The sequence below is a fragment of the Streptomyces achromogenes genome (genome assembly GCF_030816715.1).
Lineage (GTDB): Bacteria > Actinomycetota > Actinomycetes > Streptomycetales > Streptomycetaceae > Streptomyces > Streptomyces achromogenes_A.
The window spans coordinates 8,292,820-8,306,600 of the sequence record NZ_JAUSYH010000001.1; the positions used below are offsets into that span (position 1 = coordinate 8,292,820).

Genomic DNA, 13,781 nt, shown 5'->3' on the forward strand with positions numbered 1-13,781 from the left:
GCTCATGTCTACACTGCCCGGCCTCCTGAGGCGAGAGCCGTCACCCAGGGTGACAGTGCGCGCCGCTCAGCCCCGCCGCGGCGGCTTCGGCCCCGGCCCGGCCCGGTCGCGCCGGGTGGCAAGCAGGAGTGCGATGTCGTCGAACCGGTCCGCCGACCGGCGGGCCGCCGCGGTCAGCAGGTCCGCCACACCGGCGAGCGAGGGGCCGGCGCCGCCGGTGGCCTCGGGCGGGGTGCCGGGGTTCCCCGCGGCCGGGCGGCGTCGTGCTCCGCCGGCCTCGGCCAGCGCACTGCGCAGCGCGGCGATGCCCTCGTCGATGTCGTGGCCGGGCTGTTCGACCAGCCCGTCCGTGTAGAGGGCGAGGATCGCGCCCGGCTCCAGCAGCAGTTCGGTCACCGGATAGTGGGCGCGCGGATCCACCCCCAGGACCACCCCGCCGGGCAGGTCCACCACGTCGGTCCGGCCGTCGGGGTGGCGCAGCAGCGGGGGCAGATGCCCGGCGCGGGCCGCCCGGGCGCGGCCTGTGGACGGGTCCAGCCGGATGTAGCAGCAACTGGCGAACTGACCGGGGTCCAGGTCGATGAGGAGGTGGTTCGTGCCGCCCATGACCTCCTCGGGGGGCCGGTCCCCGAGCGCGAACGCGCGTACCGCGCTGCGCAGTTGGCCCATGGTCGCCGCGGCCTGCACCCCGTGGCCCTGGACGTCCCCGATGACCAGGGCGAGCCCGTCCCCGGCCTCCACCACGTCGTACCAGTCGCCGCCCACGTCCATGCCCTCGGTGCCCGGCAGATAGCGCCCCGCGGTCTCCACGCGCGCGTGCTGCGACAGCCGGCGGGGGAGCAGGGCCTGCTGCAGGCCGCGCGCGAGGGCCGCCTCGGTGTCGTAGCGCTGGGCCTTCTCCATCGCGTGGGCGATGAGCCCGGCCAGCGCGGTCAGCACCGTGCGTTCCTTGGACCCGAAACTGCGCGGACGGTCGAAGCCGAGGATGCACGAGCCCACCGGTCGGCCCGAGGCGATCAGCGGGAGGAAGGCGCGGGCGCCCTCCTCCGCGTCGAGCTCGATACCGGGGTAGGCGTCGGCCAGCTGCTGCATCGAGTCGAAGAAGAGCGGCCGGCCCGTGGTGAGCGTCTCCACGCCGGGCAGCCGGGCGTCCAGGGCGACCCCCTCGAACGGCGCCAGGAAGCCCTCGGGGAACCCGGACTCCCAGGCCAGGTACAGATGCCGCTCCTGAAGCAGGTAGATGGCCAGCCGACGGCCGCCGAACGCGGGCAGCAGCTCCTGCATGACCACCGCCGACACCTGCCGGGCGGTGACCGCCTCCGTCAGCGCGATGGCCAGCACGATCGGCCGGTACAGCGGGGCCGCCGAGGCGGCGGCGTCCGGTGCGGGAGCGTCCGGGCCGGTGGCCTCGGGGACGTCGTCGTGCGGGACACGGTCGGCGGGCACGGCCTTGCAGGTGACGAGATCCGCGCCCGGGTACAGCGACATCCGCAGCCAGTCGCCCTCGTACGGACGGGGCGTCGCGGGCTCCTTCGCCACGGCGGGCAGCCGCACGTCGAAGTGGGCGGGCTCGGGCGACAGCAGGACACCCCGCAGGTGCTCCTCGTACGGGGGCTGGTTCAGCCACGGCACGGCCTCCCACAGCGGCCGTCCGACCAGCAGCTCCCGCGGCACGCCCAGCAGGTGGCCGGCCCGGGGATTGGCGTAGACGACGAGGCCCGTCCGGTCGAGGCAGAACACGCCCTCAGGGAGCAGATCGGCCGCCCCGTCGGCCAGCGCGCCCGGCCCCGGGTCCAGGAGGACCCCGGCGACGGGGCGCGGTGCGTCGGAAGAGGCAGAGGCCCCGCCGCCGTCCGACGCGGCGGGCCCCCCGGATTCCGGCGCCCCCCAGGTCTCCCCGGTCGCCGGGCCCCGCTCCTGTGCCTCCCCGGCGCGCACGGCGGGCCGCGCGGGTGCGGCGGCCGGGCCGATGCTCGCGGCTTCCGCCTCCGTCGCAGGCCACAGATCCAGCAACCGCAGACCGCCCGCGGCCGTCCGCACCTGGATCGGCAGCGACGGGGGCCGGCCCAGGGCCGTGCGGTGCAGCAGGCCGGGCAGGCGGTGGGCGTCCGCCGGGTCGACGGCCCGGGCCAGGGCGTCCAGCGTGCCGGGGAAATCGCCGGCCGGCAGACCAAGCAGCTCACAGGCGCGCGCGTCCACGGCCAGGGCGCCGGTCACCTGGTTCCAGGCGAACCGCCCGACGCGCCCCGGGGCAGGTCCGGCGGCCGGTGGACGCACGCACAGCGGCGCGTCGTCCCAGGTGACGGTCCCGCCGTCCGCGTCCAGCCGCAGCAGGTCCGCGGCCAGGGCGTCCGCGACGGCCGACAACCGCTCGCCCTCCGCCTGCACCTCCGCCGCGTCGGCCGCCGACGCCCGCAGCACGGTCAGCACCCCGAAGGCCCGGTCCTCCGCCACGACGGGCACATGCAGCGACCCGAACTGGAAGGGGAGTCCGGCCGCGAACTGCGGATAGCGCCGCATCACCTCCGTGGCGTTCGCCAGCACCACCGGAACGCCCGTCCGGTGCACGTCGGCCACCGGGAACGGCCGGTCCACGTTCACCCGCCACCAGGGACGGAACAGCTGGCCGGGCAGCCCGGAGAGGACCGCGAGGCGCAGCAACCCGGAGCTCCCCGAGCGCAGGTAGACGCCCGCCGCGCGCCCGGCCGTCGTCCGCAGCGCGTCCGTGACGGCCCCGGTCAGCAGCGCGGGCGGCGGTCCGGACGGCTTCCGCTCGTCCCTGGCGCTCCCAGTCATCGGCCCTACCTCGTCCGTGCGCCGCCGCGTGGGGCGACACAGCAAGAATGCGCCACATGTGACCGGATGTGCATCCGCTCGCCGGGAGAAATGAGCGCCGGACGGGGTAACCGGCCGCCGCAAGCACGCGCACCCTGCTCGGCGGCTGACCGGCTGACCGGCTGACCGGGTGACCGGGTGACCGGCTCCGGGAGGCCGGACGGGCGGGCGTCAGCCGGTGGTGTGCAGGGTGCTCTTGGCGAGCTCGTAGGCGGGGAGCATCGCCTCGTGCTCGCCGGTGTCCATACCGCCCAGGTGGAGGACGACGGGGCCCTTCGACGTGGTGACGGCGAAGGCGTGCTCCTGCTTGCTCTCCTCGAGGAGCTTGCTCGTGGTGGTGTACTCGACCTCGACGCCGGTGACGTCACCTGCTTCGACCTCGCGGTACACGGCCCCGCTCGCCTCCTGCTCGGCGGCCACGAACTCCTTCAGCACGGTCCGCGCGTCGGCCTTGCCGGGAGCACCGGTCCACACCCGGAGGAACCCGATCTTGCCGGCGGGCTTCGCGTCGATCTCGCAGGCCGCGGTGACCGGGCCCTGGTGCAGGAACAGGTCCCCGAATTCGGCCAGGTCCGTGCCGGCGGCGGACGCGTCCACTGAGTCGACGGCCTCGGCCTTCCAGAACTCCGCGATGTCGAAGGCGACCGGAAGCTCACAGGCGGACCCGGCGGCCCCCACCGACCCCCCGCGCTTCGCGACCTTCACGCCGCTCTTCCCGGACGTCCCGGTCGCGGCGTCCGAGCCCTCCCGCTCGGTCGTGCACCCCGTCACCAACCCCGTCACCAGTCCGGTCGCCAGGGCCGCCAGGGTCACCCCCCGCCGAAGCCTCCCCGCGTGCCCCCCACGACCCGCGTGTCCCGCGTTCCCCACCCCAAAGCGCACCGCTGTGTCTCCTCTCCGGGCCGGCGCGTTGCCGGCGGAGCACTGTAACCGAGAGGTGCGCCGCCCTCGCCACCGAGATTCGCACCACCGGGCCGCACCCCGTGACGTCCCGTGACGCGGACGAGTGACATGCCGTCATATCGGCGTTCCCATGGGGCGAACGGGAACCCATAGCCGCATGAGCAAGACCGCACTGATCGTCATCGACATGATCAACACCTACGACCATCCGGACGCGGAGCTGCTGCTGCCGTCCGCCGACAGGGTGGTCCCGGTGATCGCCGGTCTCCTCGCACGGGCCCGCGACGCGGGCGTGCCCGTCGTCTACGTCAACGACAACTTCGGCCAGTGGCGCTCCCACCACGGCGAACTCCTGGACACGGCGCTCGCCGGCCGGCACACGGCACTCGTCGAGCCGCTGGTGCCGGACGAGCAGTCCCTCTTCGTCGTCAAGGCGCGGCACTCGATCTTCTTCGAGACCCCGCTGTCGTACCTCCTCCACCAGGAGGGAATCGACCACGTCGTGCTCTGCGGCCAGGTCACGGAACAGTGCGTGCTCTACTCCGCCCTCGACGCCCACATCCGCCATATCGAGGTGACCGTCCCCCGGGACGCCGTCGCCCACATCCAGGCCGACCTGGCGGACGCCGCGCTCAGCATGATGCGGCGCAACATGGGCGCCCGGGTGTGCGACAGCGACGAGCTGTGGAACTGAACGGCCCGGCAGAGCACGGCGGCTGACGGCCGGACACACCACCACCGAGGGGCACATCACACATGGCAGAGCTGACCCGACGCACGGACGTCGCCACCCTGCCCAGGCCCACCCTGCCGGGCGCCGACCAGACCTTCCCCGTCCAGGAGACGGGCCCCCGCCCGCAGCGCTGACGCGTCGGCCCGGGCGTCCGACGACCCGGTCGCCCGAACCGTGTCCCCGTCCGTGTCCCGTCCGTGGCGCGAGCGTGGACCGGTCAGTCCGGCGCGGCCGCGGCCGGGGGGTCTGCGCGCGTAGACAGCGCACAGTCCCGGGGGAGGAAGAACAGGGCGCAGATGCGCAGCGGCCCGGACCCCCGGTTCTCCGCCATGTGGACGCCCCGCGGCCCCACCGGCTCCACGATGCAGGCCCCCGTGGGCGTCACGCACTCGGAGCCGTCCGCCAGGGTCCGGGTCAGCACCCCGGCCGTCACGACGGCGACGACCCGGCCGTCGTGGTAGTGCCAGGGCAGCGTGCCGCCCGGCGGGATCTCGTAGTCGGCGACCACCACTCTGGTGCCCTCGGGCGCGGCCAGGGCGAGTCGTTCGGTGAGGAGGCCGTCGGCGAGCAGAACCGGGGCGGGTTCGGCGGCGGCCCGGCTCCCGACGGGCGGACGGCAGTTCACGCGGCGGTCGCCCGGAGCGGCGGGGGGCCCGGGGCGCCGGGCCCGCCGGAGCCCCCCGGGGCCCGCCGTGTCCGGTAAGTCGGCTGGGGTCATGTTCCGCTGGTCAGTGCGTTCCACAGCCGTGACAGTAACCCACCCGTGTCACACGGGGGTGGGTGATGGCCGGGTGACCGGGAGTCAAGGCCGGCCCGCCGAGTGATCCTGCCGCCCGCTCTGTGCGTCTCTCAGGGCGGGACTCGCACACACCCCGTGCGACGAGTGGTTGGGGAGACCATGAGCATGCTGCGCCTGCGCCCGGAAGTGGATTGGCCTCACGAGGGCCGCGCCGGTGGCGAGCCTCGCGCCGACAGCACCGCGACGAAGCCGCCCGCCAACCCGCTCCGCCGGGCTGCCGCATTCGCCGGCCGCACGTTGCGGGGCGAGTGGCACGGCATCGTCGTCGACCCCGTGCGGCAGCTCGTCCGGCGCGGGCCCGCCGCGCTGCTGCTGGCGGTCGTCGCCTGCGTGGGCGTGATCTTCTTCCACGGCATCGCCCAGCACCCCGTGGGCGCGGTGGCGGTGCGTCTGCTCGGAGGGGTCCAGGGCGACCTGCCTCTGTGGCTGGCCCTGCTGCGCACCCCGGTCTCCCTGTACGTCCCGGCCCTCGACCTGCCGGTGTGGGCCGGCATCACCCAGTTGTTCCTCGCCTTCGCCTTGGCGGAGCTGGCCCTCGGACGTCGCCGGACCCTGCTGATCGCCTATGCCTCCACCCTGGCCGGCACCCTCACCGTGCGGGTGATGCTGGCGATCGGACCCGGCCCGTGGGGCCTCGGACTGCCGCCGGAGGCCGGACAGGTGCTCGACACCGGACCGTCCGCCGCGGTCGTCGGGCTCTTCACCTATCTGTCCGTCGTCCGCCGCGCGCCCGTCGTGTTCACGCTCACCGGCGGTTCGATGGTGTGGGAGTCGATAGCCAAGCCCAACCTCGCCGGCCGCGAGCACCTGATCGCCGTGGCCGCCGCCGTCGTCATGGGTCTGCTGCAACTGCGTGCGGACCGCAGGCGGCAGGCTCGGCGGCCCGGCCTCGCGGATGCTCCGGCGGGATGACGGCCGGCGGCGCCCCGTGCGCGGTGAGGCGCGGGAGACGCGGCTTGCCTGAGATCTTGCTGTGAATTCGCCGTGCGGTTGAACACATCGGCGTCCGGCAGCGTATGAGGCCGGGGGATTTCATGTCCGTGGCCGCCGACGACGCGTAGGAGCACTCCTTGGCACAGAACAGGCGCAGACGACCGACGGGCGGACGGCGGGCCAGCTTCGCCGCGATGGCGCTCATCCTCGGCGGCGGCGGGCTGATGGCGGCGAACGTCTATGCCTCGGCGACCGAGGACGGCACCGAGGGCAACTCCGTACGCAAGGGCGGCAACAGCGCCGTCACCATCGACTGCCCGGACGTGGGCGCCAAACTGACGACCGTCCCGGACCAGGCCTCCGCGGAGGTCGACCGCGAACTCGCCGTGCTCGACGAGCAGGTCGCCGCGGCCTACCGGCAGCTCCAGCAGTCGGCGCAGTCCGTGCGCGAGGACGCGGGCTTCGCCGACAACGCGGTGATGAACCCGCTCAAGGAGAAGCGCGGCGCGACGATCGAGCGGATCGCGGTCGCCATCGACCGGGTCGGCGACCGCCCGGAGGGCCTCGAGTCCCTCGCCTCCTGCACCCTGCGCGCCTCCGACGACCAGGCGGACGAGGGCGCCGACGGCAAGGGCGACGAGAACCGGGGCGACGGCCGGCAGGACGGCCAGGACCAGGGCGACCAAGGCCAGGACGGCAAGGGCCAAGGCGGTCAGGGCCAGGGCGGCGGCCAGCAGGACGGGCAGGGCCGGCAGGGCAACGGCGGTCAGGCCGGGAACGGTCCGGTCGCCGCCGACTTCGCGGACATCACCTCCGTCCAGCCGGCCCGGCAGACCCCCGACCCCCGCTCCGGCCCCTCCCGCGGCGTCTTCGTCACCAGTTGCGGCGTCAACGCAGGCGGCCTCTTCAACTCGGACAACGTGATCGTGGCGCCGGGCGTCAGCAACGGCGCCCACCACTTCCACGACTACGTCGGCAACCAGTCGAACACTGCCTTCGCCTCCGACGACGACCTGGCCAGGGCCGAGACGAGCTGCGTGGACCAGGGCGACAAGTCGACCTACTACTGGCCCGTGCTGCGCCTGCAGAACGGCGCCCAGGAGCAGGACGCGCAGAGCCCGGGCGGCGGCGTCGAGGGCAACGCGGGCAAGATCATCACCCCGAAGGACGTCACGCTGACCTTCGTCGGCAACCCGCGATCCAAGGTCACGGCCATGCCGCGGCTGCTGCGCATCATCACCGGCGACGCGAAGGCCTTCGTCAACGGCACGGCCAACGCCAACGCGTCGTGGAGCTGCACCGGGTTCGAGGACCGGCAGCTCAAGGACAAGTACCCGCTCTGCCCGTCCGGCAGCGACGTGGTGCGCACCTTCCGGTTCCAGAGCTGCTGGGACGGCTCCAACATCGACAGCGCCAACCACCGCACCCATGTGGCGTTCGCCGGCGCCGACGGCTCCTGCCCGGCCGGTTTCGAGGCCGTGCCGCAGCTGGTGCAGCGCATCGTGTACGACGTCGACGCGCCGAGCCTGCAGGACGGCGGCAGGACGACTCCGCTGTTCGCGGTGGACTCCTTCCCGGAACAGCTGCACAAGGCGGTCACCGACCACGGCGACTTCATCAACGTCTTCGACGAGTCCCTGATGCGGGAGATGGTCGACTGCATCAACGGCGGCCGCCAGTGCGGAGCCGGCCAGAACGGCGGCGGCAACGGAGACACCGGCACCGGCGAGAACAACGGCGGCAACGGAGACACCGGCACCGGCGAGAACAACGGCGGCAACGGAGACACCGGCACCGGCGAGAACAACGGCGGCAACGGGAACGGCGACGACAACGGCGGCAACGGTTCCGGTAACGCCGGTGGCGACGACGCAGGTAACGCCGGCGGCAACGGTTCCGGAAACGACGACGGAGCCGGTCAGGGCGCACAGCCGTCCGCCGGTGAGCCCGCTCCCGAGGCGCCGGCCAGGAACCAGCCCCGCGTCGACGCGAAGCCGTCGGCGAAGGCGGCCACCGCGGCGCCTCCGGCAGGCTCGGGCGGCGAGATCGGCGCCCCCGCGACCGCTCCGCCGAGCGCGTCCGCTCCGGCGCAGTCGCAGTCGCAGTCCCAGGTCCAGCCTCCGGCCGACACGGGTACCGGCACTGGCGGCACCGGCGGCACCGAGCAGCAGGCGGTTCAGGGCGGCCTCGCCGAGACCGGCGCCCATCTGTGGCCCGGGGCGCTCGGCGCCCTCCTGGTGATCGGCGGCTTCGTCGTCCTGCGCCGGGGCGCCCGGCGCAACTGAGCTGCTGAGTCCGGTCGGCACGACCAGGGGCCCGTCGCATCGGCGACGGGCCCCCGGTCGTATGTCTCGCCGGGGCGAGGCCCCCGCGAGGCGGCCCGAACGCCGACCCGGCTCCCCCGTCCCGGGGGCGCGGTCACGACGGGGCTCAGCGCCATGGACAATTGATCGAGATCGTTGGTGCTGTCGACGCACGACAAGGAGCCTCCGAACATGGCGGGCGCACGGTGAACGGAACAGGCAGATCGAAGTGGGCGCTGCCGCACGTCGGCCCGGCGCAGCAGGACGCCGTCGCCCGCGCGCGAAGCTGGGCGCGGCTCGCCCTGGCGCTGGTGGCCGCGTGCGTGGCGGTCGTCATGGCCGGGGCCGGGTCCGGCGGCTGGCTGGTGCTGCTCGCCGGGTTCGCCCTGCTCGCGCTGGCCGCGGCGGGCGTGTGGTGGATGCTGGCGCACCGGGGCGGGCCCCGGCTGCTCGGCGGTCTGCTGGCGGTGACCGCACCCGTGGGCGTGCTGGTGCTGTACGCGACGTCGGGGCTGTGGCCGGTGGCGGTGGGCGCGCTCGCGCTGTGGGCGGGGGCGCTGGCCTCGGCCCGGGCCGCCCTGCGCAGCGTGCGCCGTCCCAAGGGCACCCACGGCCGCAGGACCCCGCCGCCGCGCCGACCCGTCCTGATCATGAACGTGCGCTCGGGAGGCGGCAAGGTCGTCAAGCACGACCTCGCGGCGCGCGCCGAGGCGCTCGGGGCGCGGGTGATCCTGCTCGGCGTCGACGACGGGTACGTCGACCCGGCGGCCGAGGCCCGTCGGGCCGTCGCCGAGGGCGCGGACCTGCTCGGCGTCGCGGGCGGCGACGGCACCCAGGCACTGGTCGCGGGCGTGGCCGCCGAACTCGACGTGCCGTTCCTGGTGGTCGCCGCCGGCACCCGCAACCACTTCGCCATGGACCTCGGCCTCGACCGCACCGACCCGGTGCGCAGCCTCGACGCCCTCACGAGCGGCGTCGAACTGCGCGTGGACCTCGGTGACGTCAGCGGACGGCCCTTCGTCAACACCGTCTCGTTCGGGGCGTACGCGGAAATAGTGCAGAGTCCCGACTACCGCGACGCCAAGGCCGCCACGGCCCTCGACCACCTGCCCGACCTGTTGCAGGGCGCCTCCGGCCCGGTGCTGGCCGTGCGCACGGACGACACCGCGGTGCACGCGCCGCAGGCGCTGCTGGTCAGCAACAACGCGTACGCCCGCGCGGACCCGTTGGGCGGCGGCCGTCGCCCCCGGCTGGACTCCGGGCTCCTCGGGGTGATCGGCGTGCGGGTGGAGAGCGCGGCGCAGGCCGCCGAACTCGCCCTGCTCGGCGAGCGCGCGGGCAGCATCACCTCGGTGACCTCCAAGCGCGTCGTCGTCGAGGCCGACCGCGAGCGCATCGCGGTGGCCGTCGACGGCGAGGCCCTCGAACTCGACATTCCCGTGGTGTGCACGGTACGGCCCGCCGCGCTGCGGGTCCGGGTGCCGCGGCACCGCCCGGGCGCGGCCTACGCGCCCCCCACGGTCGACTGGCGGCGCGTCGCCCGTCTCGCACTCGGCCATCCCGACCCCCGCACGATCAAGGAGGCCTACGATGTCTGACCGCCCAGCGAAGCTGACCGCCCGGCGACTGGTCGGTGACCTCGCCACCCTGGACCAGGCCCTGTACGAGGCGGTCACCGTGACCAGGACGCCCACCCTGGACACCGCGCTGCGCCGGCTGTCCGCGGCCGCCGACCACTCCAAGCTCTCCTTCGCGGTCGCCGCCGCGCTCGCCCTGCGCGGCGGCCGCCCGCGCCGCGCCGCGGTGCTCGGCGTCGCGGCCATCGGCGTCGCCTCCGCCAGTGCCAACCTGCTCGGCAAGCAGCTCGTGCGCCGTCCCCGGCCGCATCGCGCGGAGGACTCGCCGTACCCGGGCCGGCATGTGCCGATGCCGCACTCGGCGTCGTTCCCGTCCGGACACACCGCCTCGGCCGTCGCCTTCGCGGCCGCCGTCGGCCCGACGCTGCCGGTCTCGGCGGTCCCGCTCGGCGTGCTGGCCTGTGCGGTGGGCTACTCGAGGGTCCACACCGGTGTGCACTATCCGGGCGATGTGGTGGCCGGCGCGGTCCTCGGCACGGGTGCCGCCGCACTGGTCCTCGCCCTCGCCGCCCGCTCCAGCAACTGAACGCCGGCGGCGGACGGGCCTACGGCTTGCCGCAGTCCAGGAACAGATGGGGCTCGGGGCCGGCCTCGGGGTGGTCGGGGGTGAACAGGACGCTCTCCTCGTCCAGCACCGTGAGGCCGGCGGCGGTGACGACGTCGACGAGGCCGTCCCGGCCGTAGCTGGTGACCCGCACCGGCTGCCCCATGAAGACGGCGTCGACCCCCTCCACGTCCACCGGCACGGTCGCCAGGGCGAGGCTGCCGCCAGGCAGCAGCGCCCGCGCCAGTCGGCCGATGAGTTCGGCCTGCTGCGCGCGTTCCATCTGCAGCAGGGAGAAGTACGCGCAGACGGCGTTCAAGGAGCGCTCCCGCAGCGGGAGCCGGCGTACGTCCACGCACCGGAACGTGGCGTTCGGCACCTGGCGCGTGGCGAGGTCGACCATGACGGGGGAGACGTCGACGCCGAGCACGCGATGGCCCGCGGCCGCCAGGACGGCCGCCGTGGGCCGTCCGGTTCCGCTGCCCACGTCCAGCACGTCGCTGCCCGGTGTGAGCCGTCCGAGCAGCCGGTCCAGGGATCTGCGGTGCGCCTGCGAGTGCGCGAACGCCTTCTCGTACGCGGGCCCCAGTGCGTCGAACACCCGCGCCGCGTGCTGTCCGTCGTCCTCGCTCGTCACGTCGGCTCCTCGTCGTGGTGTGCGGGCGCCGAGGGCGTGTGGAGAAACACGCCCCAGGCGTTTCGCACGGATGGGTTCACGCCAGGTGAGCGGAAAGACTTCCCGAAACGGGCCGGAATCATGTTTTCCACTACCGTAAGTAACATGATCCAATCCTCTTGACGCGGAAGCTACTGGTGAGTAGCCCTGGTTGCCGCGGACCGTCGTTTCGTTCGGAGGACCCCATGACCTCACCCGAGGACGCCCTGCAGGAGACCCGCGCCGCGTACGAGGAGCATGCCCGTACGTGCCGTCAGTGTCACTACGACGGAGCGCGGTGTGCCGTCTCCAAACTCCTTCTGCGTGCCTACAACAACGCCAGACGGGCACAGGCGCGCACCCGTCCCGCCGTGCACTGAGAGGCCGGCGGCTCACCTCGCGGCGGCCGGTCTCCGCGCCTCTTCGGGGCCTCTTCGGGCATGCGACGCGTGCCGCGGACGCTCTCGGAGGCCGGCCTCAGGCGGGGCGGACGGCGCCGCGCAGCGCGCCCTCCCCGTAGGGAAGGATCGCCTCTTCGCGGATGGCGGCGCCCGGACCCGGGGCGTGGATCATCATGCCGTTCCCCGTGCACAGGCCCACATGACTGAGGTCGTCGAAGAAGAAGACGAGGTCGCCGGCGCGCAGGTCGGCCAGGCTGATCCGGGTGAAGGCCTTGGCCTGGTCGATGGCGGCCCGCGGCAGGCTCACCCCGGCGGCCTTCCAGGCGGCCTGGGTGAGGCTGGAGCAGTCGTAGGACTCCGGCCCGGTGGCTCCCCACACACAGGGGCGTCCGGTCTGGGCACGGGCGAAGGCGAGCGCCTTGTCCGCCTTCCCCAGGTAGGCCGTCCCGGTCGCGCTGACGGTGACGTCGGCCGGTGCGGTGGGCCGGACGGGCTCGGGAAGCGGGGGCACGGGCGCGGTGGGGCCGGGGGAGGTCTGGTAGCCGTGATGGGCGGTCAGCGCGTCCGGCGTGGGCGCCGGGAGGCCGAGTCCGGACGTGGGATAGGCCGGGGCGGGCGCGGAGCCGACCGCGGCGTAGCCGAACTCGGATGCGGTGACCGGAAGTTCCGGGTACGCGTAACCGGCGGGCGGTGTGAACGTCCCCAGTTCGTCCATGAGGTAGCCCGGTGCGACCGCGTCCGTCGGGGAGGTCGCGTAGCCCGACTCCGGCGCGGCGGCGCCGAGACCGGGTATCGGGTGACCGAACGACGGTGCGCCGACGCCGAGTTCCGCGACGCCGTGGTCGGATGTCGGTTCCACCAGGGCGATGTCGGATGCCGAGAACGCCGGCGCCGGTGCGGCGAACGAGAACCCGCCCGTGTCGAGGAGGCTTTCCGGCCCGGCCGACGGTGCGACGGCCGGAGCGACGGCGGGAGCGACGGCGGACTTTCCCGCCCACGCGGCGCTGATCTCCGCACGGAACGCCTGCTGTTCCGCGGTGTCCCAGGGCTGCTGGACCGGCTGCGGGCCGGCCGGCTGCTGAGGCAGTCCGACGGCGGACGGATAGCCCGTCGGCGCGGTCGCCGTGGGCAGGGACTGCATCGAGGGTGAGGACGTGGACTGTGCGGGGATGAACGCGGTGAGCGCGGGCTGCTGGGAGGGCGTGGGCTGGGCGACGGCCCGGGCCAGCACCTCACGGGCCGTGGCGAGTTTGCGCCCGATCTGTTCCTTGGTGCTCCTGAGCGAGGCCTGCCGGTCGGCGGGGGCGGCGGCGGGCGAGGCGGCGGAGGCGGGAGCGGCGGGGAGCGCGGCCGGCGCGGGGAGGGCGGGCAGGGGTGCGGTGAGCGCGGCCGGTGCGGCGGCCTCCAGGGCCCTGGGCTCGCTGCGACGCGCCTCGATCGCCGCGGGCGAGGCGGCCGCGGCGGGTGCGGTGAGTTCCGGGATCCGTCTCGCGGCCGCTTCGAGCTCGCGGATCGTCGCACTGTCCGCGGAGGGCCCGGGCCTGGCCGGACGGGGCGGTCGGCGATCGGCCGGCAGTACCGCGGGAGTGGTGGGACCGATCTTGTCGCGGGCGACGTCGAACCACTGCTTGGCCACCGCCTCGAGTGACGGATCGGCCGATCCGCGGCCGCTGTTGGCGACGGAGCCGACCTTGCGGCGCGAGAGGTTCGACATGGCGCGCGTGGCGTTGTAGGTGCCCGTGTCGGTCTCGGCCCGGTCGTACAGCGAGCTGACCCGCTGCTGGATCTCTGCCCGGCTCGGCTCGTTGCCGCCGCCTGGGGACCGAGGGCTGCGATCCGTCGCCATGGAAGACGTTCTCCTTCCGTGCTCCGCCGGTGTGTTCCCGGCGGAATCCGGGCGACCCCTGTTGCGGGTGACCCAAGCCCCCTGCCCCGAAAGGCAGTCGAACGGCCTGGGCGTCAACTTAGCCAACTTGTGTGCCTGGTGTGAAGATTGAGGTGTTAAATGTCCGATACGTATTCGTGACCTTCGTCTCGT

The 13,781-nt window shown here is 74.0% G+C and carries 11 protein-coding genes; 6 read left to right on the forward strand and 5 right to left on the reverse strand.

The window, feature by feature from the left end; all coding sequences use genetic code 11:
- Window positions 1-66: 66 nt before the first annotated feature.
- Together QF032_RS36490 and QF032_RS36495 are read right to left on the reverse strand one after the other, a co-directional pair.
- A complete protein-coding gene (locus QF032_RS36490) occupies window positions 67-2,796 on the reverse strand; it encodes a SpoIIE family protein phosphatase (protein WP_307059428.1) in 2,730 nt (909 codons plus the stop codon).
- A gap of 210 nt (window positions 2,797-3,006) precedes the next feature.
- A complete protein-coding gene (locus QF032_RS36495; protein WP_373430428.1) occupies window positions 3,007-3,648 on the reverse strand; it encodes a lipoprotein in 642 nt (213 codons plus the stop codon).
- Between the two features lie 247 nt (window positions 3,649-3,895).
- Here QF032_RS36495 and QF032_RS36500 point away from each other — a divergent pair, with 247 nt between their 5' ends.
- A complete protein-coding gene (locus tag QF032_RS36500; RefSeq protein WP_306946174.1) occupies window positions 3,896-4,432 on the forward strand; it encodes an isochorismatase family cysteine hydrolase in 537 nt (178 codons plus the stop codon).
- Between the two features lie 256 nt (window positions 4,433-4,688).
- Here QF032_RS36500 and QF032_RS36505 read toward each other — a convergent pair whose 3' ends face one another.
- Window positions 4,689-5,096 (reverse strand): cupin domain-containing protein, encoded by a 408-nt coding sequence (locus tag QF032_RS36505; protein ID WP_307048649.1) that lies wholly within the window; start codon window positions 5,094-5,096, stop codon window positions 4,689-4,691.
- 273 nt (window positions 5,097-5,369) lie between these two features.
- Between QF032_RS36505 and QF032_RS36510 the strand changes: the two genes are divergently transcribed.
- From QF032_RS36510 to QF032_RS36525, 4 genes are all read left to right on the forward strand, one after another.
- Window positions 5,370-6,182, forward strand: a complete 813-nt coding sequence (locus tag QF032_RS36510; RefSeq protein WP_373430429.1) for a hypothetical protein — start codon at window positions 5,370-5,372, stop codon at window positions 6,180-6,182.
- Window positions 6,183-6,427: 245 nt separating this feature from the next.
- Window positions 6,428-8,488: a DUF1996 domain-containing protein gene (locus tag QF032_RS36515; protein WP_444875866.1), complete on the forward strand. Its 2,061-nt coding sequence runs from the start codon at window positions 6,428-6,430 to the stop codon at window positions 8,486-8,488.
- A gap of 224 nt (window positions 8,489-8,712) precedes the next feature.
- Entirely contained in the window at window positions 8,713-10,104 is a 1,392-nt protein-coding gene (locus tag QF032_RS36520) for a diacylglycerol/lipid kinase family protein (RefSeq protein ID WP_373430430.1), read from the forward strand.
- Window positions 10,097-10,669: a phosphatase PAP2 family protein gene (locus QF032_RS36525; RefSeq protein ID WP_306946171.1), complete on the forward strand. Its 573-nt coding sequence runs from the start codon at window positions 10,097-10,099 to the stop codon at window positions 10,667-10,669. The genes QF032_RS36520 and QF032_RS36525 overlap by 8 nt, the downstream gene beginning before the upstream one ends.
- A gap of 19 nt (window positions 10,670-10,688) precedes the next feature.
- Here the strand turns inward: QF032_RS36525 and QF032_RS36530 are convergent, their stop codons facing one another.
- On the reverse strand, window positions 10,689-11,324 hold the full coding sequence (locus QF032_RS36530) for a class I SAM-dependent methyltransferase (RefSeq protein WP_307059430.1): 636 nt from the start codon (window positions 11,322-11,324) through the stop codon (window positions 10,689-10,691).
- Between the two features lie 224 nt (window positions 11,325-11,548).
- Between QF032_RS36530 and QF032_RS36535 the strand changes: the two genes are divergently transcribed.
- Entirely contained in the window at window positions 11,549-11,722 is a 174-nt protein-coding gene (locus tag QF032_RS36535; RefSeq protein ID WP_306946169.1) for a hypothetical protein, read from the forward strand.
- 97 nt (window positions 11,723-11,819) lie between these two features.
- On the opposite strand, the gene QF032_RS36540 is transcribed toward QF032_RS36535, so the two are convergent.
- The gene (locus QF032_RS36540) at window positions 11,820-13,589 is read right to left on the reverse strand and encodes a C40 family peptidase (protein WP_307059431.1); all 1,770 of its coding nucleotides are present in this window, start codon (window positions 13,587-13,589) and stop codon (window positions 11,820-11,822) included.
- Between the last annotated feature and the right edge of the window lie 192 nt (window positions 13,590-13,781).